Source organism: Actinomadura latina NBRC 106108 (genome assembly GCF_001552195.1).
Taxonomy (GTDB): Bacteria; Actinomycetota; Actinomycetes; order Streptosporangiales; family Streptosporangiaceae; genus Spirillospora; species Spirillospora latina.
This window is the reverse complement of the sequence record NZ_BCQS01000018.1, coordinates 1-25420: the sequence shown is the minus strand read 5'-3', so window position 1 is coordinate 25420 and position 25420 is coordinate 1. Positions and strand designations below refer to the sequence as shown.

Genomic DNA, 25420 nt, shown 5'->3' with positions numbered 1-25420 from the left:
CTAAAAGCAATGACTATGGTAGCTATGTTCACCCAACTCATGAGCGGGCCGCCATTCCTACACAGAAAGCACTCGTAATCACTGTCAGGGGAAACAATATAAGGCTGGTGATGACAGTTACTTCCGGCCGCGAGGGATCGACTTGCGTATAGGCCGCAGAATTGCATAGACAGATCAGCAGAGTAGCCGAACCTATATTGAGTCTTCTAATTCTTCCGGAGCTTTCACTCTGAGCAAACAAGAGCTCCCCGGTGGCTGCCCCCGAAATAGCTGCCCCGGATATTAGAATCTCCCCGTCACCTAGAATGCCGTCAACACTTACCCCTTTTGCCGACATTGCTGCACGAATAAAATCGATTATGACCGGGAGGACTCCAAATACTAGGCCAAACCAAAGCCAAAGATTCAGTCTTTCCATTACCGGGCTGCCGTGGGACCCAATGCCTGTTTCGGGAGGATCGGGTGAATCACTACTATGCTCGCTCACGAACACCTCCACGCCAGCAACGTATCTTAGCTTGTCGGTCGTCTCCAGGTCGGATATGTCCAGGAACCGAAACGTTCATTTATCCCGGTGATGGAGGTGGCCGGGCGGCCGGGGCGGGTCGGCCCGGAGAGGCCGCATGCCCGGCCCGGACCGCCCGGCGGCGGCCGCAGAGCGGGCGCCCTTGAAAACGTAAAGAAAGGTCTCATCCGGCGGGCGGGCTGCCTGGTGATCCTAGGTTCTAGGTGCCTTGGCCGCCGATGGTCGGGCCTGCTGGCCAGAGGGACTCTAGGTCGCTTGGGGCTAGCGGGTCGCGGTAGGCAGCCTGTAGGACGGTGGTCCTTGTGGGCTTGTCGGCTTCGGCGAGGTTGGCGAACCAGTCGAGTCCGGCCGGGTAGGCCCAGAGGTAGGAGCGGAGTTGAGGGTTGGCTCCCCTGTCGGTGAGGGCGTCGGCGATTGCGGCGTCACTCGTCCACGGCATGCGAAAGCGGGCATGGTCGGCCAGTTCGGCGATGCTGGCACCCTGGTTGAGAGCTATGTGCAGCTCGGCGCGTACAAGTTGGTTGTAGTGGTCGAACTTGGTGCGGGTGACGAGTAGCTCGTCGTCCGGGGCGATGAAGAGGGGTAGGGCCTGAGCGAGTCCTTCGAGGAGGACTTGTTGCGGTGCGTGTACCGACATCAGGCGTACCCACGGAACGTCTTCGGCAGCGGCTCGCGCTGACCAGCTCGCGCCTTGTAGGCCATGGCCTAGGACTTCGTGTAGGGCGAACTGGCGGGCGGCGACCTTGGTGAAGCTGGCGCGGGGCAGGTTGAGGCGTAGGCGAACCTTGTCGCCGGCGCCGTCGAGCCAATATGCCCAGTAGGCGTCTACCTCGGTGGTCTCGATGGTGAGGTTGAACGGGGCCTGGCTGCCGGTGGCCTGGCGGACGGCCTGCTCGTAGTCGGCGGCGGCCTGGCGGATCGCGTCGGGGGCCTCATCGGTCTCTATGGGGCCTTCGATGGCGTTGAGGTCGCGTGCGGTGTCGGGTCCCCACTGGATGCCCAGGGCGGCGAGTGCTTGGCGGGCCTGGTCGCCTCGGTGGGTGATGTAGCCGTCCTGCCATCCGGCGGCCGGGCATCCCTGGGTCGCCTGGACGTAGGCGCTGAGGGGTGGGTGTTCGCCGAGTAGGGCGCCTAGGTATGCCAGGTCGGCGGTGAGGCGGGCGGTGAGGCGGGTGGCTCCGGTCTCGGTGGCGCGGGTGTGGAGATCGGCGAGCCGCTGGTAGACGGCTAGGCGGCTGGTGGCCGGTTCTGGGGGTGTGGTGGTGGGGGCGCAATCGAAGTCGATGACGGCGACTGATCCGCGGCCGGTCTCGTAGGCGTGCCAGGCTCGTAGGGTCGATTCGATCTCGTCACGCAGGTTCACGGATCGGCTCCCAGCGCAGCGTCACGAACTGGTTCGGGCGTAGGTGGTCACGGGTCAATGACATGACGGCGTCCTGGCCGTCGATATCCCAAACGAGGCTATCTGTGGCGGAGTTCTCCGAACCGTCCGGGTGTTCCTCGCTCGCGGTGCATCCGCCGAGGTCCACGCGGCGTTGGCGGACATTGATCTCGTAGCGGCGGCAGTAGCGGGGCATCGCCTCGCGCCAGTAGTGGTTCAGGTCGAACTTTCCGCCCTCGCAGACGTAGCCGACGCGCGCCCACTCCCCTGGCCGTAGCGGGGGTGAGATCTGAAAGGCGAATTTGGCGAGGTTGGTCGTGTCGTGGATGCGCTGGATGGCGATACGCCGGTCAATGTCGGGGACGGGCTTGATGACCAGGGGACCGGTGGTGTGCTCGAACCACACTTCGCGGGACATGCGGGCCTGTGGCTTGTCGCTGAGGTTCAGCAGGTCGAAGCGGTATTCCAGTCGCGCGGCACCGTCGGCGGCAATCTCCAGGTCGATGGTCTTCGCCAGTTCGACGACGTGGCCGGTGAGGCCGGCCAGTTCGGTGATGTCGGCGTCGTTCAGGCGGCGTTCGCGCTGGAGTTGGAGGAGTCTGCGGCCGAGGTCCTGGGCGTGGTCGCTGGTGGCTGTTCTGGTGCCTGCGAGTCGGGCCTTGGCGGCGGGGATGGTTCGGGCAGTGGCACCCCAACTGATCTCGCCGGTCTCGGGGGTGTCGATGTGGTGTTCAAGGGTCGTGAGCAGCTCGGCAACATCGGGGGCCATGGGCTCGTCAGGGTCGCTCTGCGGCTGGTTGGACTCCTTCGGCGGGCACGGCTCGAAGAGCTGTTCCGCCGTCCAGCCGGGGAGCATCCTCTCCAGCACGCGGCAGTGATGCGGGTACGGGAGCCCTTTGAGTTCGCCACTGAGCCAGCGGTGGAACTGCGCCCGGCTTGGCCAGGTGCCGACAAGTCCAGGGTCAATGCCCTTTGCCGCTTTGTCGTATTCGCCACAAAATGCCTGGTGCGTCTGCCAGTGCTTCTCTCGAAGTAGCACCTTCAGCCGTACGGGGGGATTCGCCATCACCAACCTCTCGACGGCAGGAACGTAACACAGACGAGTATCAGACGAGACAAGACGAGAACGATCCGTCCTGGATGCGATACAGGCGGTAATGCGACGTGACGTGTCTCCCGGCCACCTTAGAAGCGTGAACACCGACACCACTCCTGAGATCGAGTTGCTGACGGAGCTGCGGGCCGAGTTGACCGAATACGAGGTGCGATCCGAGGTCCGTGAGAACGTCGCCGGCCTGGCCGTCTTCACCGACATGCGCGGCGTGTTCGTCTGGGTCTTCGTCGGCTACTCCGGGCGGTACTTCTCCTGGGACCAGGACGGGCGTCAGCACCCGGTCAACGACATTGCAGGGGCGGCTCGCCGGATCGCCGAGCAGGTTCGTCCGGGCGGCGCTGAGGCGGTGACGTCGTGAACGGCCTCACCGGTAGCGGGACGTCGGCGCTGATCAAGCGGCTGGAGAACAGTTTGCAAGCCGACTTTCCCGGCTGGCTGATCGCGCGTGAGTGCTCGGGCCGGTGGGTCGCCAAGCGGCCGGGGTGGGGCGCCTTGTACGGGCAGAGCGCAAGCGAACTGCGCAACCGGCTCGACCGGTTCACCGGATCGGGGGACGCGCGATGACCGGCGACCGGCGGACGGCCGTCGTCCGCATCTCCCCCGCACGGCAATCGATGACCAGGAAGAAGGCGGTCGGACTGACCGAGGAAGAGCGTCAGCTCCTGCTCGCGGAACTCGCCGAGATCACTGCGGAACTCGATGAACTCCACGCTCGGACGCGGCAGATCACGGCTCGGGTTCACGGGGCGGAATCGACCTGTCCGGCCCGTGAGAGCGGGGCGGCCTGAGATGAAGGACTCCGAGTGAGGAACCCCGCGATGGAAACACGTACGCAGACCGAAGACCCGGCGCTCCGCCAGCTCCGGGAAGAGTTCACCGGACACCGCATCTGGCGGGCTCGGCGCTGGGACGGGGCTCCCGGCGACTGGGTCGCGACCCTGCACGACCCGGCCGCCGGCGTCGACGCGACGGTGATCCGGTCGGACTCGGCGACGCTGCGTGAGGCGCTGACGCAGGAGCGGCAGCGCGCGGGGCGTCCGGTAATGAAAAGGGCCTGGTGATGGTGGCTTGGACCCCGCCATCACCGGATGGGGCCGTCCCCGCGCTGGGTGGGGTGGCCTCGGGGGAGGCTGAGGCGGCGCGGCGGGTGCTTATCCCCCCGGATGCACTAACCGCGCCGCCTCGGCCACTCACCGCCCGGCTACTGCTCAACCGGCTCGCGCGGGCACTGCTGTCGACGACGCGTGAATACTGACCCCCAGGCGAGACGGGCGGGTTCCAGTACTTGTCGCAACACTCCTGGTATGTGAAGGGGTGTGGAGTTGGGGCGACGGGGACGTAAGCGGCAACTGGAGCTTGAGGACGGGTCCTGATGGACGCCGGGGCGGCCCTCGCCGAAGCAGTTCGCGGCCGCGTAGTCGGCGCCGCCGACGAGGCCGGAGACGGCCGCGCGGCTGGAGAACATGACCAGGAAGTCGAGCGGCGGCTGCTTCTGGAGGACCTTCTCCAGCACCAGGGCGCCCCGCACCTTGGGCCACAGGACGGCCGCGGCGTCCTGCCGTTCGCGGCGCAGCAGCATAGTGTCGCCGGGCACGCCGGCGAGGTGCAGCACTCCGTGGACGGCGCCGTGTCGTGCGCGCGCGGTATCGAAGATCCTCCGCATGGCCCGCTGGTCTCCGACGTTACATGCCTCGGCCTGCACGGTGCCGCCGAGCCGCTCGATGCAGCGGGTCAGTTCCGCCAGCCGCCGGTCCGGTGGCAGGGAGCGCCCGACGAGGATCAGACGCGGCGCCATTCCGGTGGCCGCGATGCTCCGTGCCACCTCCGTGCCGAGCCCCCCGAACCCGCCGGTGATGAGGTAGACGCCGCGGTGCCGGATCGCTGGCCGGTCCGGCTCGCCGGGAAGGTAGGACCGTTCGGTGCGGATCCAGCGGCGCGGACCGCGCAGCGCGATGACGGTCGGCCCGCCGGCCGCGGCGAGCTCCGCGGCGAGGCCCTCCGCGGTGACCGCCGCCAGGTCCAGCAGGCGGCAGCGCATCTCCGGCGCCTCCTGGGCGAGGCTGCGCACGGCACCGTGCAGGGCCGCCTTGACCGGGTGGGCGGGTTCGGCTCCGGTGATGTCGGCGGAGCTGTCCGCGAGGACGAGGACTTCGGGGGCGGTGATGTGGCGTGCACCCCGCTGGACGAGAAGGCTCAGACCGTGGTGGCCGAGGGTCAGCAGTTCGTCGATGTTGTCCGGGGTGGGCCGGGGCCAGTCGGTCAGCGCCAGCGCGTGCACCAGCGTGCTCACGGGCTGCCCGCGATCGGCCAGTCGCCGGAAGACCCGGTCGATGTCGGCGGCGTCGTCCAGCCGGACACGGAACTCACCGTCCGTCTCCTCGAAACGGGCACCCGGGCGTACGACCGCGATGCGGTGGCCCGCCCGCTGAAGCGCGAGCACGGCCGTCATGCCGGCAGCCTCGTCCGCGGGCAGCAGGACGAGGGCGAGCCCGCGGTCGCCGACTGTCCGCCGCGAGCCCGGATTCGGGTCGGCGGTCCAGGTCAGCACGCTGAACGGCCGGTCGTCGCCGACCTCCGCGGAGCCGGAGCCGGGCGCGGTGCCTGCCCGCAGGGCCGATGCCGACGCGGACGAACCGGCCTCGGCGCCCGGCCCCGACGTCCGGGGCGACGGCTCGATCCAGTGCCGCTTGCGCTGGTATCTGTACCCGGGCACCGGTACCCGCCGGACGGGCCTGCCCAGCCGCACGTTCGCCCAGTCGACGCGGTGTCCATTGACCCAGACCGTGGCGACGGCGGACAGCGCTGACCGCAGGTCCGTCTCCGGCCCGTCCCGGTGGGGCAGCGTGGGCACGGTGGCGGCCTCCCGGAGCCCCGCCCGCACGAGCGCCGTGAGCACCTGTCCCGGGCCGGCCTCCAGCACCAGCGTGCCGTGCTGATCGGGAAGGGCCGCCAGCGCCAGGTCGAAGCGGACCGGTTCGGCGATCTGGGCGGCCCAGAACATCGGATCCCGTGCCTCGTCCCCGACCGCGGCACCGGTCGACGCGGAGATTATCGGGATGGCCGGTGGTCGCGGGTCCACCTCCGCGAACGCCGCCGCGAATTCCGCGACGGCCGGGGACATCGACGGGGAGTGGAAGGCGTGCGAGGTCGCGATCCGGCGCCCCCGCAGGTTTGCAGCGGACAACGCCGTGAGCGCGGCGTCGATCTCCTCCGCCGTGCCGGCGATCACCGTCTGGTCCGGCGCGTTCACGACGGCGATGGCCGGCGTTCCGCCGAGGACGTCCGCGACGCGGTCCGGGGGCGCGGTGACGGCGGCCATGGCGCCGCCGGGCAGCGCGGCCATCGCCCGGGCCCGCGCATGCACCAGCCTGATCGCCTCGTCCAGGGTGAACACCCCTGCGACGGCACCGGCCGTGATCTCTCCCAGGCTGTGCCCGACGACGACGTCCGGCTCGATGCCCCAGGACGACCACATGGCGGTCAGCGCCATCTCGACGGCGAACAGCAGGGGTTGCGCGGTCAGCGTCGAATTCACGGCTGTCTCGTCCCCGCCGAGCCAGGTGTCGCGCAGCGGCTCCGCCGCCGTTCCCGCCCGCTCGAAACCTTCCAGACACTCGTCGAAGACCTTCGTGAAGACCGGTTCCCGCCCGTACAGCCCGGACGCCATCCGGGAGTGCTGCGAGCCCTGCCCCGGGAAGGCGAAGACGATCTGGCGCGGTGTCTCACCGGTGCCGCCGTCGGCGTCGTGCGCCAAGATCTCGCCCGCCTTCAGGCATTCGACCGCCTCGGCGGCGTCGCCCGCCACGATGGCTCGGCGGACGGGGTGCTCGGTGCGTCCTTCCTGGAGGACGCCCACGATGTCGCAGAAGGCGTCGTCATCGGCCTCGGACAGGTGCTCCGTCAGCGCCTGCCGGTAATCGGCGGCCGCCCGTTCCGCACGCGCGGACCAGATGACGACCTCGGGACGACCGCTGCCGGGAGTCCGGTGGTCGACCGGCCCCTCGGCGAGAATGAGATGCGCGTTGGTGCCGCCGAAACCGAGAGAGTTCACGCCCGCGATGCGCGGCCGGTCGGATCTCGGCCACGCGATGGTCGCCGCGTCGACGCGGAACGGCGTCTTGCCGATCTCCAGGCGCGGGTTGGGCTCGACGAAGTTGACCGTCGGCACCCTCTCCTCGTGCCGCAGGCAGAGTGCCGTCTTCACGATCGAGGCGATGCCGGAGGCATGGCCCAGATGACCGATGTTGCCCTTGACCGAGGAGAGCCCGGCCGATCCCGGACGTTCGCCGCCACCGCAGTTGCGGAACGCCGTGGCCAGCGCCGCCACCTCGACCGGGTCTCCGAGCGCGGTCCCGGTGCCGTGCGCCTCGACGAAATCGAGGTCGCGCGCCGTGAGGCCGGCCAGCGAGATCGCCTCGGTGACCGCCGCGGCCTGCCCGGGGATTCCGGGCGCGGCGAAGCCGGCCTTGGTCGCGCCGTCGTTGTTGACCGCCGAGGACCGGATCACCGCCCAGACGTGGTCGCCGTCGGCGATGGCGTCCTCAAGGCGCTTGAGGAGGACCGCCCCCGCGCCGCTGCTGAAGACGGTGCCGCCGGCGAGCCTGTCGAAGGGGCGGCAGTGGCCGTCGGCGGACAGCGGCCCACCCGCGTCCCACTGGTAGCCCTGCCGGGCGGGCATCTCGACCTCCGAGCCGCCCGCGATCGCGTGGTCGCACTCGCCCAGCCGCAGCGCCTGGCAGGCCAGATGGACTGCGACGGCGGAGCTGGAGCAGGCCGTGGACACCGTCAGCGCCGGGCCGCGGAACCCGAACCGGTAGGCGACGTGGGTCGCGACGTAGTCCGGGTAGCTCAGGGCGCTGGCGGCGACCCCCGTCGCGGATAGCATCTGGTAGCCCGAGCCGGACCGGATGTGCAGATCGAGGTAGTTGTTGACACCGGTCGCGCCGAAGACGCCGACCCCGTCACCGATCTTCGCGGGGTCATAGCCGGCCTGCTCGACGGCGTCGTGGCACACCTCCATGAACATCCTGATCTGCGGGTCCAGGATCGCCGCGTCGCGCGGGGTGAAGCCAAAGAACTCCGCGTCGAACGATTCGATGTCCGGCGTCTCGGCGTGGGCCTTCACGTAGGAGGAGTCGGCGAGCAACTCGGGCGGCACTCCGGCGGCGAGCAGTTCGGCGTCGGAGGGGAAGACGATGCACTCCTTGCCCTTCCGCAGATTGCTCCAGAACTCATCGAGGTCCTGGGCGCCCGGAAACCTCGCCGCCATGCCGATAATGGCAATGCTCTCCGAAGGATAGGAGCTCATGTATTCATCTCCCCTTGCATCGCTGTTTCCCGCGCAGCGAACCGCCGCGCTCGCAGATCGTGGACGTTGGACGCGGTTCTGGGGACCGAAGCGGGCTCCTGGGCACCGCGGTGGAGGTACCGTGCGAGATCCCTGATGTTCGGGTGTTCGAAGAAGGCGGTGATCGGAATTCTCTGGCCCAGCGCGTCCTCGATCGCATGGTGCACCCGGACAATGCGCATCGAATTGGCGCCCAGGTCGAAGAAGTTCCGGTCCCGCGGCGGGCGGCCGACGCCCAGTTCCCCGGCCCACACGTCGGCGACGAGCTGTTCGAGGTCGCCGGCCGGCGCGTCGCGCGGCGTCCGGGGCGGGTCCGCGGCCGGGGGCGCCGGCAGCGCGCCGCGGTTGACCTTGCCGTTGGCGGTGAGCGGAATCGAGTCCAGGACGGCCATGCCGGTCGGCAGCATGAACCTCGGCAGCGCGGTGCCGAGGAATCCGCGCAGCGCGTCCAGGGAGGGCGGCTCGGCGCCTTCGCGCGGCACGACGCAGGCGACGATCTGATCCCGTCCGTCCGCTCCGGGCCGGGCGGAGGCGGCCGCGTCCTGGACTCCGGGGTGCGCCCGCAACCGCTGGTCGATCTCCGCCGGCTCGATCCGCACTCCCGCGACCTTCACCTGGTCGTCCGAGCGGCCGGCGAGCAGTATCAGCTCATCGGTCCAGTACCTACCGAGGTCGCCGGTCCGGTACCTGCGGTGGCCCGCGACGGGGTCGGGCTCGAACCCGTTCCCGCCCTTGACTTCGAGCGCCAGGTTGGGGCCGCGGACCACGACGGCGCCGAGCTCGCCGATCGCGGCCCGCCGTCCGCGGTCGTCGAGCACCACGACTTCGGCGCCTGGCGACAGAGCGCTGATCGCCTCCGCGCCCGCGGACGGGAGCCGTGCGGGCGACAGCGACCGGGCACTGGCCAGCTGCGGCGTCTCGGTGGTCCCGTAGCCGTGCACGACCTCCGCGTTCGGCGCCCACGCGCCGATCGCCGCCAGTTCAGCGGCCGAGACGGCATCCCCCGAGCAGACCACCAGCCGCGCCGCGGTGAGCGGTGCCGCGCCTCGCGCGAGCCCGATCAGCCTTGCCAGCGCGGGCGTGAGGTGCAGGATCGTCACACCCTCCGCGGCGAGCCAGGAACGCAACTCGCGCGGGGCCCGGATGTAGGCGGCCGGCGGAACGCAGAGCCGTGCCCCCGTCCAGAGCGGTACGAAGATGTCCCGGAGCAGCGGGTCGTGGGACAGACCGGACAGCATGGCGACCCGGTCGGCCGCGCCGATCCGGTGCCGCGAGCAGTACCAGTCGAGGAACCGGCCGATCGGCCGCAGCGCGCCAACGATCGCCTTCGGCTCCCCGGTGGTGCCCGAGGTGACCGCGACGTAGGCGGGGGCGTCGTCGCCGGGGTCGGCGAGCGGCCACGCGTCCGCACCCTCGCCGGTGGGTTCGACCCAGACCCGCCCGTCGCGCAGCTCCCCGGGGACCTCGGCGTCCAGCGAGACCGCCAGGCCGGCCCCGGCCCCGGCCAGCTGGGCCGCCAGGCGGGCGGGCGGGTAGTCCGCGTCGAGCACGACGAACCTGCCGCCCGCGCCGAGGACGCCGAGGAGCGCCGGCACCAGGCCGGGGGTGCGCCGGGCGAGGATTCCCACGGTGTCGCCGGCGGCCAGGCCGGCGTCGAGCAGCGCGGCGGTCATCGATGCGGCCGCGGCACGGACCCGGCCGCGGGTCATGTCCGTCTCTGGCCCGCGGATCAGCGGCTCGCCGGGTGACCGTGCCAGCACATCGGCGATCGTGGGCAGGACGGCCGGGCTCTCCGCGGAAAGGTCCGGCCAGCCCCGATCGGCGGGCCCGAGCCGGTGCGCCGCCACGGGCGCGTCCGGTTCGGCGCACAGGTACGCCGTGAGAGTCGCGAACTGATCTGCGAAGTGCTCCATCAGGGCGCCGCTGAAGAGATCGGCGTCGTGGACGAGGCTCAGCCCGTAACCGGAGCCCGTATCGGTCACGTAGACGCTCAGGTCGAAGAGGGCCCCCGGGACCGGGGCGGAAGCCATCTCGGTCTCCAGACCGTCCATGGCGGGAGCCTGCGTGTCCTCGCCGAGCCAGTTGAACCAGGTGCGGAACAGGGGGCCGTCCGCCCCGCCCGCCGATCGCGCGGCCGCCACGATCTCGTCGTAGGGCACCTGCGCGGCGGCCGTCGCCGCGGCGAACTCTCGGTGCGCTCCCGCCAGCACGGAACGGAAGTCAGCGTCCCGGCCGACGGTGAGCCGCAGCGGCAGCGTCGCGACCCCGAACCCGATGAGGGCCTGCGTCTCCGGCATCCAGCGTGCGCCGAACGGCACGCCCACCACCAGATCGTGCTGTCCCGACCAGCGGCCGAGGAGAGCCGCGAACGAAGCCAGCAGCACGAGATAGGGCGTGGTCTGGTGGCGGGTGGCGGTGGCCCTGACGGCCTGCGCCGTCGCCGGCGGAAGAGCGCGGCGGACCACTCCCGGCGGTGTCGTCCGTCCGGCCGGGGGGCGCCGGCGGCCCTCCGGCAGCGGCAGCTCGCGCACCGGGTCCGCGAAGCGCGCCCGCCAGTGCGCGCGCTGCCGCTCCAGGTCGACCGCCGGCCGTTCCGATTCCCAGCGTGCAAGGTCGAGGGGGCGGACCGGCAGCGGGGGCAGGACGGGTTCGGCGCCAGCGGCGAGCGCGTTGTAGATGACGCCGAGCTCGGCGAAGAACACGCGCTCGGACCACCCGTCGAAGACGATGTGGTGCACGACCACGACGAGCGCGTGCCGACCGGTGCCGTCGCGGACGAGAGCGGCCCTGATCGGGCGCCCCGTGCCCAGCATGAACGGCCGCCGCGCGAACTCGTCGATGGCGGTCTGATGGCCGTCCAAGGGCGCGTCGATCAGCTCCCAGGGGATGCGCGCCCGCGTCCTGACCCGCGCGACCGGGCCGTCGGGACCCACCTCGAAGCTCGTGCGCAGCGCCTCGTGTCGCTGAACCAGGCGGTCCAGCGAACAGCGCAGGACGTCCTGCCGGACGGGACCGCGCAGCATCAGCACGGCGGGCAGGTTGTAGGACGGGTCGTCCGGGGCGAGCCTGTGCAGGAACCACAACCGGCGCTGGTTCGGTGCGAGGGGGCCGCTGTCGTGCTCCGTCGCCGGGATGGACGCGTCCGCGGGCGCGGGGGAGCCGGCCAGGCGCGCCAGCCCGGCGACCGTCGGCTCAGCGAAGATCTCCGCAACCGACACCTCGGCACCGAACTCCCGGCGCAGGAACACCGAGAGCAACGCCGCGGTGAGCGAGGAGCCGCCGGCGGCGAACAGGTTCTCGCCGAGGTCGGCGGGGGGACGTCCGAGCAGCTCGATCCAGTGTGCGACGATGCGCTCCTCGGCTGCGGTGCGGCCCCGCGGAGCGGCCGGTTCCGGCGCCGCTGGCCCGGCCAGCCGCGACCGGTCGACCTTGCCCGACCCGCTGAGCGGCAGGCGGTCATGGACGACGACCTGCGCGGGGACCATCGCCGCGGGAAGCTCCGCGGCCACGTGCCGGCGAAGCTGCTCGGCGAGTCCCTCGGCGCTCCTCGCCTCGACATGGGCCACCAGGACGGCGTCGCCGTCCCGCCGGTGCCTGACGACTGCGGCGTTCAGCACGTCGGGGTGCCGCCGGAGCGTCGCCTCCACCGCGTCGAGCCGGACCCGCACCCCCCGGATCTTGACCTCGTCATCGATCCGCCCGAGGTGGAAGAGCAGGCCGCCGGCCCGGCGCACCAGATCACCGGTCCGATACAGCGGTGTCCCGGCGTCGTCGAGCCGCCCGAACCTGCGTGCGGTCGCGTCCGGCTGTCGGTGGTAACCGGCGGCGACCGTCGGGCCGGCGATCCACAGCTCACCGGCCCGGCCGTCGGGGACGTCTGCGCCCGCCGCGTCGCGGACGAGGAGCTGGACGCCGGGGAGCGGTGTGCCGATCGGGAGTCCGTCGGCGGGGCCCAGCCGTCCCAGCAGCTCGTCGTCCACTTCGCACCAGGTGCTGTCGATGGCGGCCTCCGCCACACCGTAGGTGTTGGCGATGCGCGTGCCCGGGCCGAGGACCTCACGCAGGGCGCGGCAGCCGGCCGTGGTCCAGCCCTCCCCGCCGGAGACGACCAGGCGCAGGCAGGAGGGGCGGCCGCCGCCGACCGTGAGCCAGGACGTCCACACGTCCAGGACCGCGGGGGTGAGCTCGACGGTGTCGACGGACTCGGCGATGATCAGCCGACTGAGTTCGGCCGGGTCGAGCAGGACGCGCCGCGGGCAGAGGACCAGTCGCCCACCGGACCACAGCGCCCTGACGAGGTCTCCGACGTGCACGTCGTAGGCAGGGCCGGCCGCTTGGAGGACGACCCGGGGCGCCGCCGCGAGCTCGTAGAGTTCCGACCAGCCCTGGAAGACCGTCATCAGTGCCCGATGGCCGACCGCGACGGGCTTGGGCTCTCCCGTCGACCCCGACGTGTGCACGATGTAGGCGATGCCGTCCGGTGGGACAGGGACGCCGGGATCGGTGGCGGGCTCGCCGGCGCAGTCGGGCGGCGCGAGCGTCGTCTCGACCACGTCCGCGAACGGCCGGGCGGTCGCGGCCGCACCGACCAGGATCCGTACGCCGGCCGCCGAGAGCATCCGCCGGATCCGCCGTTCCGGCAGCGCGGGGTCGACCGGCAGATAGCACGCGCCCGCCTTCCAGATGCCCAGGACCGCGATCACCCAGTCCGCCCGCTCCTCGTCCACCAGGACGGCAACGGGCGATCCGGTGCCGCAATCGAACCGGACCAGCGCGTGGGCGAGGCGATTGGCCGCTGCATTCAGCTGCGCATAGCTCAGCTCGCCCTGAATACACGTGAGGGCGGTGCGATCACGGTGAAGGGCGGCGATCCCTTCGAACCGTGCGTGCGTGAACTGCGGCGCCATGCCGGCGATTGAAGCAGGCGGTCGGCATGTTCTTCATGTCCCGGATTTTCGGGACATGACATTCCTCCCGGATTTTCTGGACAGTAATGGAAATTCCCAAACAGGGGTCACATTTTGGTCCCGTCCGCGAGCGGTCCGTAGGAGGCGAGATGGCGTTGCTCGACGAGCTGCCCGGCGGTGAGGTGAAGCCTCGTTTTCTACGGGTCCTGGACGATCCGCTCTATGCCCGGGTCGTCGAGCTTCAGGACCTGGTCGGCCACGAGACCGCCGTCTTCTGGCGGGAACGGAACGTCCGGTGCGTGTATCTGCCGATAACCACGGCTTCGGTGTCGTCCCCGATGGGCCTCGGCAGCGACTCACTGCCGGTCCAGGTGGAGCTCGCCGGCGTGCCCACGTACCTGGCCGACTCGATGCAGTTCATGCTGGAGTACGGCTGCAGGCTGTCGGCCGGGGGCTGTTACTACGTGATGCCGAGCTTCCGCGCGGAGCAGGCCGACTCCATGCATCTCAACGAGTTCTTCCACAGTGAGGCGGAGATTCCCGGCGGCCTCGACGACGTGATCACAGTCGCCGACTCCTATGTCCGGCATCTGGCCGGCGCCGTGCTCGGGAACCTGCGCTCGTCGCTGGAGTCGCTGAGGATCGACCTGAGTCACATCGAGGCGTTCCTCGATGGCGGCACGACCCGGATGGACTTCGACGAGGCCGTCGAGGCCCTCGACGGCGACCCCGCCTCCGTCCACGTCCACGACGGGTGGCGGACCCTCACCCGGGAGGGCGAACGGCGCCTGATGGCGCAGGCCGGACCCGGGGTCTGGGTCACGCACTTCGATCACCTCTCGGTCCCCTTCTACCAGGCCTACGATGAGTCCGGAGAGCGGGCGCTGTGCGCGGACCTGCTGCTGGGCCCGGGCGAGCTGATCGGCTGCGGGGAGCGCCACACCACGGGTGAGGACGTCCGCAAGGCCCTGGCCGCGCACGAGGTCCCGGAAGCCGACTACGCCTGGTACAGCACGCTAAAGGACGCCCGTCCCATGCGCACCGGTGGCTTCGGCATGGGGGTGGAGCGCTTCTTCATGTGGGTGCTGAGCAATCCCGACATCCGTGCCATGCAGCTGGTGGAGCGGCATCACGGAACGCGGATCGAGCCTTGAGCGAGACGTCCCCGGTTGCGGACACCACCTGCCCGCTCGGGTTCCAGGATCCCGCCACCGCCCTGGACCCGTACCCGATGTACGCGAGACTGCGGGACGCGGAACCGGTGTACTGGGATGAGGCGGTCCAGGCCTGGTTCATCACCCGCTACGCGGACGTGCACGAGCTGCTCGTCGATCGCCGCTTGGGCGCACGCGCCACCGGCGGTTCCGTGGCGTCGCTGCCGCCGCGGGCGCGGGCGCGTGCCGAAGCCGTCGAACGGTTTCTGGGCAAATGGATGGTCTTCTCTGACGCCCCCTACCAGGCGCGGGTACGAGAAGTCATCGCGCCGGCCTTCGGCCCTGCCGCGGTGGCCGGGCTGGATCGGCCGCTCCGCGAGCGGGCGCTGGCGGCCGCCGGCCGGTTCCCGGACGGCGGCGACCTGATCGCCGACCTGAGCAAGCCGTACGCGCTCGCCGTCATCGGCGATGTGCTCGGCGCGACGTCCACGGAACTCGGCGACCTCGACGTCCAGGCGCGGGCCGTCATGGACTACCTGTCGTCAAGGGCGGACGCAGCCGTGGCCGAGCGCGCCGCCGCGGCCGTCGACGCGCTGGTCCGCTACGTCGCGGACACGGTCCTGCCCCGCGCCGAGGGACCGGTGGGCGGGCGCCTCGCCGGAGCGGTCCGGCGGCGTGCGATGACGGTGGAGGAGGCGGCCGCGACCTTCACCCAGCTGCTGACCGGCGGCGTGGAACCGGTGAGCGTGGCCATCGCCGTGTGCGTGCTGACGCTGCACGCCGAGCCGCGGACGCTCTCGCTCGTCCGGTCGGGAGAGATCCCCTGGGCGGCGGTGGTGGAGGAGGCGCTCCGCTACGACTCGCCGTTCCACTTCGCGCCGCGCCGCGTGCTGGAGGGTTTCACCTTCCGCGGCCGTCCGCTGCGCCACGGGCAACGTGTCGCCCTCGTCCTGGCGTCCGCGAACCGGGACGAGCGTCGCTTCGCCGCACCGCAGACGTTCGATCCGGTCCGCGGCGCCGGCGGGCACCTCGCGTTCGGCCGGGGCGGGCACTACTGCGCCGGCGCCGCACTCGCCCGTGCCGAGATACGAACGCTCCTGCAGTGCCTGCACGAGCGCCTGCCGCGGCTGAGACCCGCCGCCCCCGCGGTCCGGGCGCCCGCGTTCGGCGCCACGGTGCTGCGCTCGGCCCCGGCCTTCATCTGAGCCCGCCCCTCCAGTCCGCCCGATGGGAGCGAAGAGAGTGAAGACAGAGCAGCCACGCTCCGAAGGGACTCCTACCGGACGCAGGACGTGCCACCTCATCGAGGTGACGGCGATGCCCGATGTGCGGTACAGCGTGATCCTCGGCTCTCTCCAGGCGTCGGCCCAGGACGATCCCGTGGTTGCCGGGACCTACCGGTTCCACAAGCACATGATCTTCCAGGATCCCGGTCTCATGGCGCGCCTGCCGGACTGGGTCGCCGGGCTGGAACGCCCAGACGTGGTCGCCCTGCCGGTCTACTTCTGGAACCGCGCACCGGTCATGCTCATCGCGCGTGAGGTGAAACGGCGATGGCCGGACTGCACGGTGGTCCTGGGCGGCAACGACGTGAGCCACCAGACGGAGCGGGTCTTCGCCGAGGAGGCCGTCGACGTGCTCGTCCACGGCGAAGGGGAGATCACGTTCCGGAGGCTGCTCGCCTCGGGGCCGGCGACCGGCGCGCTGGACGAGATCCCCGGGATCAGCTACCGGCGGTCCGGCCGCGTGGTGACCACGGCGGCCGCCGAACGCATCACCGACCTGTCCTGCCTGCCCTCACCGCTGCTCAGCGGCGTCTACTCCGATGAGGACATCGCCGCCTCGCGCACCATCATCCTGGAGACCAACCGCGGCTGCCCCTACTCCTGCTCGTTCTGCTACTGGGGCGGGGCCACCAAGTCCAAGGTCCGGCCCTTCCCCCTCGCGCGGGTGAAGCAGGAGATCACCCACATCGTCACCCATGCCCCGCCGCACGCCACGATCTTCCTGGCCGACGCCAACTTCGGGATCCTGCCGCGCGACCCGGAGATCGCCGAATGGCTCGTCACCGAGCTGAAACGGCAGGGCAAGCGGATGTTCCTCTTCACGAACTGGGCGAAGAACACCAACAAGCGGGTGCTGGAGGCGGCACGCATCCTCTACTCCAACCAGTTGATCTCCGCGGTGACCCTGTCCGCCCAGTCGTTCACGCCCGAGGTCCTGCAGATCGCCCGCCGCTCCAACATCCGCACGTCCTACTACCGGCAGTTGCAGAGCGACTTCCAAGCGATGGGCGTGCCGACGTACACCGAGCTCATCTGGGGACTGCCGGGGGAGACGCTGGCCACCCACCTCGGCAGCGTCGAAGAGGCCATCACCTCCGGCGGCCACCCCGTCGTCTATCCGCTGCTGCTCCTCAACAACACCGAGTACACGACCGCGAGCGTCCGCGACGAGCAGGAACTGGTCACCAGGGTCCTGCCCTATCAGGTGAGCAATCCCGAGATGGAGGCCGAGTTCGTCGTCCAGCACCGGGCGATGCCACTCGCGGACTGGCGGCGGGGCATGGCGATCCGTCTCGCGCTGGCGGTGTTCCACGGGTGCCTGCTGCGAAGCCTGCTCCGCTACCTGCACGCCCGGATGGGAGTCCGCGTCGTCGACATGCTGGATCTGCTGGTGGGCTTCCTCGGCGACGGCTGCCCCGAGCCCGTCGTGCGGCGGCTGGCCGCCGACCACTTCGAGTCCCTGCTCGATCCGGAAGCGCTGGACACCGGCCTGCTCGGCCGCTACCTGCCGGCGGACTGCATTCCCGAACATCCGCACTACCAGTCGATCATCCGGCATCTGGCCGCGAGCGAGGGGACCGGGGAGTTCGTGGCCGCCGCCGCCGCGTACCTGTGGAACGCCCTGCGGCCCGAGACGCGCCCGCCGGCGGACGAGTACCGGACCGTCGTCGAGTACCAGCAGGCGATCGCCGCGGTGCTGGCGGCGTCGGTACGCGGCGTTGCCGCGACAGGGCGGGTGGCGCTGCCGGCCGGCCTGCACGAGGTGCTGGTGGAAGCGGGACAGGTTCGGCCGGTCACCGTCGCGAACGGTACGGCCCACGTCGACCTGGACGGTGCGGAGACCGCGCGGATGCCGGCGGACGCGCTGCTGCTCGCCGTCTACCACGGCAGCGTTCATGTGCCCCGGTCGCTTCAACCGGCCGTGGCTGTGGCCTGAGGGATGGTGAGGACCGAGCCATGAGCACTGTCGACACCGCGTCCGAGCAGCGCAGCGGCGACCTGCCGATGCCTCCGGGTCTGTCCGACGTTCGGGTACGTTTCGCGCCCAACGGCGAGATCGCCTACGCGGCCTTCTTCACCCGGACGATCCTCTACAGCTGGCTGTTCGCCCGCCGCTACAGTGGCGCCTTCATCCTCCGCTTCGACGACACCGACCTGGACCGGCAGATCCCCGGAGCGCTTCAGAGCTATCCGCGCGGCATGCGATGGCTCGGGCTCGACTGGGACGAAGGGCCGGAGGTGGGCGGCGACTACGGTCCCTACAGCCAATCCGGGCGACTGGACCTGTACCGGGACGCGATCGAGCGGCTGCTCGCGGAGGGGAAGGCCTATCAGTGCTACTGCGACCGGGAACGCCTGGCGGAACTGTCGGCCCGGTCCCGCCAGGGCCGTGCACGCGCCTACGACGGCCGGTGCCGCGACCTCACCGCGGCGCGCCGGCGTGCCGCCCGCGCGGCGGGGATCGTCCCGGCCGTGCGGCTGCGCGTCCCCGACACCGGGATGATCCGCTCGGCCGACCTGCTGCGCGGCGAGGTCGGCACGCCGGCGGACGAGCTGTCGGACTTCGTGATCTGCCGTCCGGACGGCTGGCCCACCTATCACCTGACCGTCGTGGTCGACGACAGCCTGATGCGGATCAGCCACGTCATCCGGGGCTCGGAGGGACTGGCCAACATCGCCCCGCAGGCCGTCGTGCACAAGGCCCTCGGTCTGCCCGAGCCGCTCTATCTCCACTTTCCGCTGGTGCGCATCGAGGACTTCCGCCTCGGAGACCGCTTCCTGCCGTCCGGGCAGGCCCTCTACATCGACGACCTGCGTGCCGCCGGATGGTTCCCTGAAGCGATCGTCAACTACTACGCCCACCTGGGCTACGGATACCGCGGGAGAACGGAGATCCAAAGCCGGGACGAACTCGTCGACGCCTTCGACTACCGGCGGATCAGCCGCAAGGCCGTTGTGGAGCAGTCGACGCAGAAGCTGGGGTGGGTGAACAGGCAGTACCTGCAGCGCCACGCCTCCCGGGTGGACACCGTGGCCGTCTGCACGGACGCCGTCGTGCGCGCGGGGCTGGCCTCCCCGGCGCAGGCCCGGCCCGTCGTCGAGCGTTCACTCGACGTCATCCGCGTCCGGATGGCCTGCGCCGACGACGCCGCGGCACTGCTGGGGTTCGCGTTCACGCCCCCGGACGGTCCCGCCCTGCCCGGGGGACTGACCGGCGTGCAGACGGCGGCGCTGCGGACGGCGCTGCTCGACTGCGCCGCCGCAGTGGCCGACGGCACCGGGCTGGGCCCGGTCCTCGCGCGCGCCGCGGAGCGGCATGGGCTGGACCGGGGCGAGGCCATCAGGCCGGTCGTCGGCATCCTGGCCGGTGGGCCGAGCAGGCTGAGCCCCGACGACCTGGCCGCGGTGCTCGGTGTTGAGGAGACCCGCGCCCGGCTGCTGAGGGCCCTGCGGGAAGTGACGGCCGCGCCATGACCACCGGAGCCCCTCCGCTCGTTCTGCCGAGGCCGCTGCCCGCGGAGGCGACACTGGGCCTGTGGACCCCGTCGTCTCCGGCGCCCGCGCTGTTCCCCGCACGATTCGAGCGCGCCCTGAAGGCGCTGCGCCGCAGCGGATACGGCTGCGTCCTCAGCGGCACCTGCCGGCGCAGCGACGGCACGGCCGCCGCCGCCCCCCGCGCTCTCGCCGATGACCTGCACCTGCTCCTGGACGACCCGAGGGTCGACGCGGTGGTCTGTACCAGCGGCGGCTTCACGATGTTGCCCGTCCTGGAGTACGTCGACTGGGCCCTGCTGCGGACCGCGGCCAAACCGGTCGTCGGGTACAGCGACATCACCTCACTGCTGTGGGGCGCGCTGGCGCGGGCGAGGCTCGTCACGTTCCACGGCCCGATGGTCGTCTCGGAGTGGGGCGAGCACGGCGGTCCCTGGCCCTATACGCTGCACCACTTCCGGCAGGCCCTCGGGAAACGGGCGCGGTCCGCGGACGTCGCGCTGCGGCCGCCGCCCGCCTGGACCGACGAACTGCTGTGGTGGGACAAGGAGGACGACCGGCCGCGGCGATCCCGGCCGGCCCGTTGGCGGACGCTCGTCCCCGGCAGGGCGGAGGGATGGCTGCTGCCCGGGTGCGCGCCGACCGCCGCCCGGCTTTTCGGCACCCCCTACATGCCGGCGAGCGACGGCGCGATCCTGTGCCTGGAGACGCTGGAAATGGGCCCGGACCAGCTGAAAGGGCTCCTCGCACAGTGGGCGGCCGCGGGGGTGCTCGACCGGATCGCCGGGCTGGTCATCGGGCGGCACTACAGACCGGTGCCCGCGGCGGCCGGGAGCACCGATTTCGACGCGGTGATCCTTGAGGCGCTGGACGGCCGCGCGATACCCGTCCTGGCCGACGTCGACTTCGGCCACACCGAGCCGCGCCTCACCCTTCCCGTGGGGGGCCGGGCCGTGATCGACGCCGACGCACAGCTCATCACGCTTCACGCCGACCCTCACCACGACTCCGTCCCGTCCAGGAGAACCTCATGAGCCGTCAGAACTCCGCGACCGAACGTCTGCGCTTCACGACCGAAAACGACCTAGTCGTCATCGAGCACGACTACCGCGTCTGTACCCGGTGCGTCCTACCCGAGAGCTTTCCCGGCATCGGCTTCGGTGCGAACGGCGTGTGCTCCTACTGCGAGGACGAGGACGAGACCTTGGAATACGATCGCGAGGCGGTTCAAGCCGCCTTCGACCGGTGGGTCACGCCCGGCCGCTCCGAGCGGTCCCACGACTGCCTGCTGCTCTTCAGTGGCGGCAAGGACAGTTCCCTCGCGCTCATCCGGCTCGTGCGCGAGCACGGGCTGCGCGTGCTCGCCTTCACCGTGGACAACGGTTTCCTCGCCGGCCGGACGGGCGAGAACATGAGGCGCGTCCTCGACGCCACCGGCGCGGACCACGTGATGCTGCGGCCGAGCCGGAAGCTGATGCACGGTGTCTACCGCACGGCGCTGTCGGCGGACCTGGGCGCCGAGACGACCAAGTACTCGACCGCGGCCTGCGGTTCCTGCATCGGGCTCGTCCTCTCGGCCGGCCTGCGGACCGCCGAGGGCTACGGGATCCCGCTGCTCGCCGGCGGCTGGACGCCCGGCCAGTTCACGACCTCCGCGTTCGTGCCCGCCCCCTTCCTGCGCGACGTCGCGCGGCGGAACCTGGATCCGATCACCCTGGCCTCGCCCGATCTCGAGACGGGACTGGACGGCTGGCGGGCATCGGAGACCGGCTCTCCGTCCGGCCTGGTGAATCCCCTCTACGGAGAGGAGTACGTGGAGGAGCAGGTCCTGGCGGAACTGGAGCGGCACGGCTGGCGGGCCCCGGAGGACACCGACTCCTGCTCCACGAACTGCCGACTGAACGGCCTGCTGATCCTGGACCACCTGCGGCGCCATGGCTACCACCCCTACGTCTACGAGATCGCCCACCATGTGCGGCTCGGCGGTCTCACCCGCGAGGAGGCGCTGCACAAGCTCAGCCGCCTGCGAGTGCGGCCGGCGGCGGTCGGCGCCGTCGCCGTCGAGCTGGACGTCCCCGCACCGGTCCCGTCCGCCTGATCACCTCACGCCAACCGCAAGGAGTCCCGCGTGGCCCTGACAGAACCGGTGGCGAGCGTCGCCGCCGAACTCGCCCGGCTGACCGCCGTGGAGATCCGCGGCCTCGATTTCTCCCGCGTTGTCGCGCTCGTGAACGAGCCGAACATGCCGTCCGGCGGAGGCGCCACGGTGCGCCGCGTGATCGAACTGGCCGCGCCCAAGACCGGACGGCCGATCCTGGAGGTCGGCAGCAACACCGGCTACAGCAGCATCGAGTTCGCGAGCTGGGTGGACGCCCCGGTGACGGGAGTGGATATCAACCCCGTGTCGAACGAGTTCGCGCGCCGGAAGGCCGCCGCGGCGGGGGTGGACAATGTCAGCTTCGTCCTCGGCGACGGTCTCCGGCTGCCCTTCCCCGACGCGTCGTTCGACCTGGTCTTCTGCAGCAATGTCACGTCGTTCATGGCGGATCACCGCCGGGCCCGGGACGAGTACTACCGCGTCCTCGCGAACCGCGGCGCCCTGGTCGTGGTCCCGATCTACTACCGCACCGCTCCGCCGGAGACGCTGCGACGCTCGGTCGAGGAGGCGATCGGTGCTCCGCTGCCGGTGACCACGAGGGAGTACTGGGAGGACGTCTTCGCTCGGCCGGAGGCCACTCTCATCGCCGATGAGCCGTACGTGTACGAGCGCCAGACCCGGGACCGGATCTCCGCGTACGTCGACCGCGTGGTCTCCGCCGAGCATCTGGCCGGTCTGCCCGAGGAGAAGGCCGGAGCGTTGCGAGAACAGCTCCGCTACTTCTACGAGCTCTTCGATGAGAACCTCACCTACGCCGGTTTCTCGATCATGGTCTTCCGGAAGGGCCATCCGAACCCGGAACCCGTCCTGCACCGGACCAGACCGGCCGCCGCGGTGACGGTGGGGCTCGCGGCGGCGGGAGGCGCGGGATGAGCCGCATCCCGGGTCCGCTGATCGAGCGCCGGATCCGGCCCAACCGCCTCCCGGACACGGAGTGGTTGAACGCCTATACGGCGGCAGGATCGCCCGCCGGCGAACCGCTCATGCTGAGTTTGGGCGAGACCTGGTCGGGGACCCCGCCAGAGCTGCTCGCCGCCCTGCGGAGGGCGCCGGACACCCTGCACGGGTACCAGCTCTCGATGTACGGCTACCCGAGGCTGCGGCGGGTACTGCGCGAGTACGTGGACGCCACACAGGGGCCGCTGCCGCCGGCGGGATGGGAGGTGGCCGTCGGGTGGACCGGCACGCGCAGCGCGATGTTCGACTTCTGCGACCGCGTTCGCGCCGGCTGGGCCGGCCGCGGACCCGACGCCCTCGTCGTGGCGCCGTCCTGGGACTACGCGGGCATGCTGGAGCCACTCGGGTTCCGCATGCGCTACGTGACGGCCGGGCCCGCGACCGGGCTGGTCCCGGACCCGGACCTGGTGCGGGCCGCGGCCGCCGCGCCCGGTCTCGGCCTGGTCGTGATCAACGCGCAGCACAACCCGACCGGCGCGAACTGGGATTCCGAACTGATCGGTGCGCTCGTGGACGCGGCCCTGGACCAAGGGGCGGCCGTCCTCGTGGACGACGCCTACTTCGGTCTTTGTCCCGAGCCGACCTCCGCCCTGGCGATCCTCCTGGAACGGCTGGGCAACCGGATGGACCAGATTCCCTGGCTGGGGGTCCGCTCCCTGGGAAAGCAGTTCCGCTGCAACGGCTGGGGGCTGGGGGCCGTCGTCGCGGAGCCGGGCTTCCTCGAACTCTTCGTGAACGAGATACGGACCCGCCACACGTACAACTACTCCGCCAACCTTCAGCACGCCATGGCGGACTGGCTGGAGGACGGGAACGCCGTCCGCGCGTACCTGCGGTCCGAGCAGGAACGCATCGGGTCGCATCGGCGTGCGGTGGCGCGGCGGCTGAGCGGGAGCCTGCCCGCCGGGCGGCTCATCGCGGGACCGGCGGCCCCTTACCTCCTGTTCCCGGTGCCGCGCACCGGGGCGGCGGCAAGCACTCGGGGATTCCTGTGCCGGTGCGCGACCGAGGCAGGCGTCCTGCTCGCCGACGCCTGGCCGATGGCCCGGCCTGGCATTACCGGCGACAACGGTTATGTCCGGATGTACTTGGGTGCGCCATTGGCGGCACTCAACGAGGCATGCGATCGACTGGAGAACGCCGAACTGCTATCTGTGGCGTGATATATTACCGGCCTGGAACCGGAATTGCGATATTCCTTAGGAGAATCGGTGCTCGAGCGCACGGAAATTGATGGACTCTTCCCGGCGGACCTTCCGGCGGTGGACCATTGGGAGAGCCGATACCCGCGCCGTGCCCTGCCGGAAGGCGCCTTCGTGACGCGATTCTGTCCCAGCCCGACCGGGCCGATGCACATCGGCGGGATATACACGGCGATCATTGGCCGCGATATCGCGGAGAACTCCGGAGGTGTTTATTTTGTGCGGATTGAGGACACCGACAAGGCGCGCGAGGTGCCGGGTGCCGTGGACCAGTTCGACCGCGCCTTCGAGTACTTCGGGGTCGCCCCCACGGAGCCGGCCGGCGGGCCGTACGGGCCCTACACCCAGTCCGCGCGGTCGCAGATCTATCTGAGCCATGTCCGCGAACTGCTCCGCCAAGACAAGGCATACCTCTGCTTCGCCACTCCCGAGGAGCTGTCCGAGATGGCGCGGCAGCAGCGCAGCGCGAAGATTCCGACCGGCTACTACGGCACGTGGGCGAAGTGGCGGGGTGCGCCGGTGGAGGCGGTCAGGGAAGCGCTCGGCCGTGGCCTGCCCTACGTGGTCCGCTACCGCAGTACGGCAGGTCCGGAGGACCGGATCTCGTTCACGGACCGGATCCGCGGCGACCTCGAGTTCGCCGCCAACCAGAACGATGTCGTCATCCTCAAGAGGTCCGACGCCGAGCCACCGCTGCCGACCTACCATTTCGCTCATGTGGTCGATGACCATCTGATGCGGGTCAGCCTGGTGATTCGCGGTGACGAATGGTTGTCTTCCACGCCGGTGCACCTCCAGCTCTTCGACGCCCTGGGACTGGACCGGATCGACTACGCCCATGTGGCGCCCCTGCTGAAGCAGGAAGGCTCCAGCAAGCGGAAGCTGTCCAAGCGCAAGGATCCCGAGGCGTCGGTCGACTTCTATCTGCAGCGCGGCTATCCGCCGGCGGCGGTCGCCTACTACCTGCGCGGGCTGGTCAACGGCCGGCTGGCCGAAGTTCCGCTGGACCAGGCGCTAGGCGCGCGGATCGATCTCGCCGAGTGCAACGTCTCGGGCGCGTTGGTGGACATGGCGAAGCTGGAGAGCATCAGCGCCGACCACATCGCAGACCTTCCGGCGGCGGCGATCTTCTCGGCGGTGCACGACTGGGCGTCCGGCCACGACGAGGAACTGGCCGGAGTGATGGCCGCGGAGCGTGATCTCGCGGTCCGTGCGCTCAAGGTCGAGCGCGACGGAGTTCCCAACCCGCGTAAGGACCTGCGCAAGTGGTCGGACTTCCGGGACGTGTACGGCTACTTCTTCCCGCAGTTCTTCACGCCTGTGACCGGGCTCGCCAACGATGCTTACGGCGGAGTCGACCCTGCCGTCATCCGGGCGTTCGTTACGGAATTCTGCAAGGAGTACCAGCACCTGCCGGAGGGCGACCGGTGGTTCGACCAGATTCGTGAGGCCGCTCATCGGCATGGATTCGCCCGGACGCGGGCGGAGTTGAAGGCGGCACCTGAGCCTGGATCCACGGCGTGATTTCCGGTGATCCATGTTGGTTCCGATCTCGTCATGAGAGCCGGTCTGCTTGGCAGAGCGGCATTTCGGGGGCGTGCGGGGTCTGCCACGCGCAGGTCCGTGGCCTGTCCGGGGGTGCGGATCGGGGGTGGGATGCGCCGGCGGGCGCGGTGACTGTGATGGTCGTCGGGAGCGGTGACAGGGTCGGGGCGGGTCAGGCCGCTGTCGCTGGTGGTGGGTCGTGGACGGCCCGGAAGGTGTTCATCCACTCGGCCTGCCAGCGCCAGTGCTCGGGCAGGTGCACGGTGATGTGCCCTGCTGGTCCTGCCGGGCCGTGCCGGGCGAGCCGGGCCGGAACGCTGATCAGGTGGCGGCGCAGGGTGGCGCCGCGGG

General features: G+C 70.5%; 17 protein-coding genes. 13 read left to right on the top strand and 4 right to left on the bottom strand.

The window, feature by feature from the left end:
- Nucleotides 1-725 precede the first annotated feature (725 nt).
- A complete protein-coding gene (locus AL2_RS22740) occupies nucleotides 726-1889 on the bottom strand; it encodes a hypothetical protein (protein ID WP_067636688.1) in 1164 nt (387 codons plus the stop codon).
- Complete coding sequence (locus AL2_RS22735) at nucleotides 1876-2973, bottom strand: hypothetical protein (RefSeq protein ID WP_157438307.1); 1098 nt, start codon at nucleotides 2971-2973, stop codon at nucleotides 1876-1878. Before AL2_RS22735 ends, AL2_RS22740 begins: the two co-directional genes overlap by 14 nt.
- 127 nt (nucleotides 2974-3100) lie before the next feature.
- Here AL2_RS22735 and AL2_RS22730 point away from each other — a divergent pair, with 127 nt between their 5' ends.
- Genes AL2_RS22730 through AL2_RS22715 form a run of 4 tightly spaced genes read left to right on the top strand, consistent with a single transcriptional unit; the run spans nucleotide 3101 to nucleotide 4082 of the window.
- Complete coding sequence (locus tag AL2_RS22730) at nucleotides 3101-3379, top strand: hypothetical protein (RefSeq protein ID WP_067636684.1); 279 nt, start codon at nucleotides 3101-3103, stop codon at nucleotides 3377-3379.
- Entirely contained in the window at nucleotides 3376-3585 is a 210-nt protein-coding gene (locus AL2_RS22725) for a hypothetical protein (RefSeq protein WP_067636682.1), read from the top strand. Before AL2_RS22730 ends, AL2_RS22725 begins: the two co-directional genes overlap by 4 nt.
- Complete coding sequence (locus tag AL2_RS22720) at nucleotides 3582-3809, top strand: hypothetical protein (RefSeq protein WP_067636681.1); 228 nt, start codon at nucleotides 3582-3584, stop codon at nucleotides 3807-3809. Before AL2_RS22725 ends, AL2_RS22720 begins: the two co-directional genes overlap by 4 nt.
- Nucleotides 3810-3839: 30 nt before the next feature.
- A complete protein-coding gene (locus AL2_RS22715; RefSeq protein WP_157438306.1) occupies nucleotides 3840-4082 on the top strand; it encodes a hypothetical protein in 243 nt (80 codons plus the stop codon).
- A 140-nt stretch (nucleotides 4083-4222) separates the two neighbouring features.
- On the opposite strand, the gene AL2_RS22710 is transcribed toward AL2_RS22715, so the two are convergent.
- Both AL2_RS22710 and AL2_RS22705 read right to left on the bottom strand, forming a co-directional pair.
- Complete coding sequence (locus AL2_RS22710; RefSeq protein ID WP_083946802.1) at nucleotides 4223-8329, bottom strand: type I polyketide synthase; 4107 nt, start codon at nucleotides 8327-8329, stop codon at nucleotides 4223-4225.
- Nucleotides 8326-13275, bottom strand: coding sequence for a non-ribosomal peptide synthetase (locus AL2_RS22705; protein WP_067636675.1), 4950 nt, complete (start codon nucleotides 13273-13275; stop codon nucleotides 8326-8328). Before AL2_RS22705 ends, AL2_RS22710 begins: the two co-directional genes overlap by 4 nt.
- A gap of 149 nt (nucleotides 13276-13424) precedes the next feature.
- Here AL2_RS22705 and AL2_RS22700 point away from each other — a divergent pair, with 149 nt between their 5' ends.
- From AL2_RS22700 to AL2_RS22660, 9 genes are all read left to right on the top strand, one after another.
- Nucleotides 13425-14429, top strand: a complete 1005-nt coding sequence (locus AL2_RS22700; RefSeq protein WP_083946801.1) for an amino acid--tRNA ligase-related protein — start codon at nucleotides 13425-13427, stop codon at nucleotides 14427-14429.
- Nucleotides 14426-15634, top strand: a complete 1209-nt coding sequence (locus AL2_RS22695) for a cytochrome P450 (protein WP_067636673.1) — start codon at nucleotides 14426-14428, stop codon at nucleotides 15632-15634. Before AL2_RS22700 ends, AL2_RS22695 begins: the two co-directional genes overlap by 4 nt.
- Before the next feature lie 112 nt (nucleotides 15635-15746).
- On the top strand, nucleotides 15747-17651 hold the full coding sequence (locus tag AL2_RS22690; protein WP_067636671.1) for a radical SAM protein: 1905 nt from the start codon (nucleotides 15747-15749) through the stop codon (nucleotides 17649-17651).
- 20 nt (nucleotides 17652-17671) lie between these two features.
- A complete protein-coding gene (gene gltX / locus AL2_RS22685) occupies nucleotides 17672-19189 on the top strand; it encodes a glutamate--tRNA ligase (protein ID WP_067636669.1) in 1518 nt (505 codons plus the stop codon).
- A complete protein-coding gene (locus tag AL2_RS22680; protein WP_067636667.1) occupies nucleotides 19186-20241 on the top strand; it encodes a S66 peptidase family protein in 1056 nt (351 codons plus the stop codon). The genes gltX and AL2_RS22680 overlap by 4 nt, the downstream gene beginning before the upstream one ends.
- Nucleotides 20238-21305, top strand: a complete 1068-nt coding sequence (locus AL2_RS22675) for an adenine nucleotide alpha hydrolase family protein (RefSeq protein WP_067636666.1) — start codon at nucleotides 20238-20240, stop codon at nucleotides 21303-21305. Before AL2_RS22680 ends, AL2_RS22675 begins: the two co-directional genes overlap by 4 nt.
- 30 nt (nucleotides 21306-21335) lie before the next feature.
- Nucleotides 21336-22238, top strand: coding sequence for a class I SAM-dependent methyltransferase (locus AL2_RS22670; protein WP_067636664.1), 903 nt, complete (start codon nucleotides 21336-21338; stop codon nucleotides 22236-22238).
- Complete coding sequence (locus AL2_RS22665; protein WP_067636662.1) at nucleotides 22235-23485, top strand: pyridoxal phosphate-dependent aminotransferase; 1251 nt, start codon at nucleotides 22235-22237, stop codon at nucleotides 23483-23485. Before AL2_RS22670 ends, AL2_RS22665 begins: the two co-directional genes overlap by 4 nt.
- 48 nt (nucleotides 23486-23533) lie before the next feature.
- Nucleotides 23534-25048, top strand: coding sequence for a glutamate--tRNA ligase (locus AL2_RS22660; protein WP_083946800.1), 1515 nt, complete (start codon nucleotides 23534-23536; stop codon nucleotides 25046-25048).
- The last annotated feature ends 372 nt before the right edge of the window (nucleotides 25049-25420 follow it).

Coding starts and splice junctions, on each gene's coding strand:
- AL2_RS22735 (WP_157438307.1), bottom strand. CDS start 2,973: ATGGCGAATCCCCCCGTACGGCTGAAGGTGCTACTTCGAGAGAAGCAC.
- AL2_RS22720 (WP_067636681.1), top strand. CDS start 3,582: ATGACCGGCGACCGGCGGACGGCCGTCGTCCGCATCTCCCCCGCACGG.
- AL2_RS22715 (WP_157438306.1), top strand. CDS start 3,840: ATGGAAACACGTACGCAGACCGAAGACCCGGCGCTCCGCCAGCTCCGG.
- AL2_RS22710 (WP_083946802.1), bottom strand. CDS start 8,329: ATGAGCTCCTATCCTTCGGAGAGCATTGCCATTATCGGCATGGCGGCG.
- AL2_RS22705 (WP_067636675.1), bottom strand. CDS start 13,275: ATGGCGCCGCAGTTCACGCACGCACGGTTCGAAGGGATCGCCGCCCTT.
- AL2_RS22700 (WP_083946801.1), top strand. CDS start 13,425: ATGGCGTTGCTCGACGAGCTGCCCGGCGGTGAGGTGAAGCCTCGTTTT.
- AL2_RS22690 (WP_067636671.1), top strand. CDS start 15,747: ATGCCCGATGTGCGGTACAGCGTGATCCTCGGCTCTCTCCAGGCGTCG.
- gltX (WP_067636669.1), top strand. CDS start 17,672: ATGAGCACTGTCGACACCGCGTCCGAGCAGCGCAGCGGCGACCTGCCG.
- AL2_RS22680 (WP_067636667.1), top strand. CDS start 19,186: ATGACCACCGGAGCCCCTCCGCTCGTTCTGCCGAGGCCGCTGCCCGCG.
- AL2_RS22675 (WP_067636666.1), top strand. CDS start 20,238: ATGAGCCGTCAGAACTCCGCGACCGAACGTCTGCGCTTCACGACCGAA.
- AL2_RS22665 (WP_067636662.1), top strand. CDS start 22,235: ATGAGCCGCATCCCGGGTCCGCTGATCGAGCGCCGGATCCGGCCCAAC.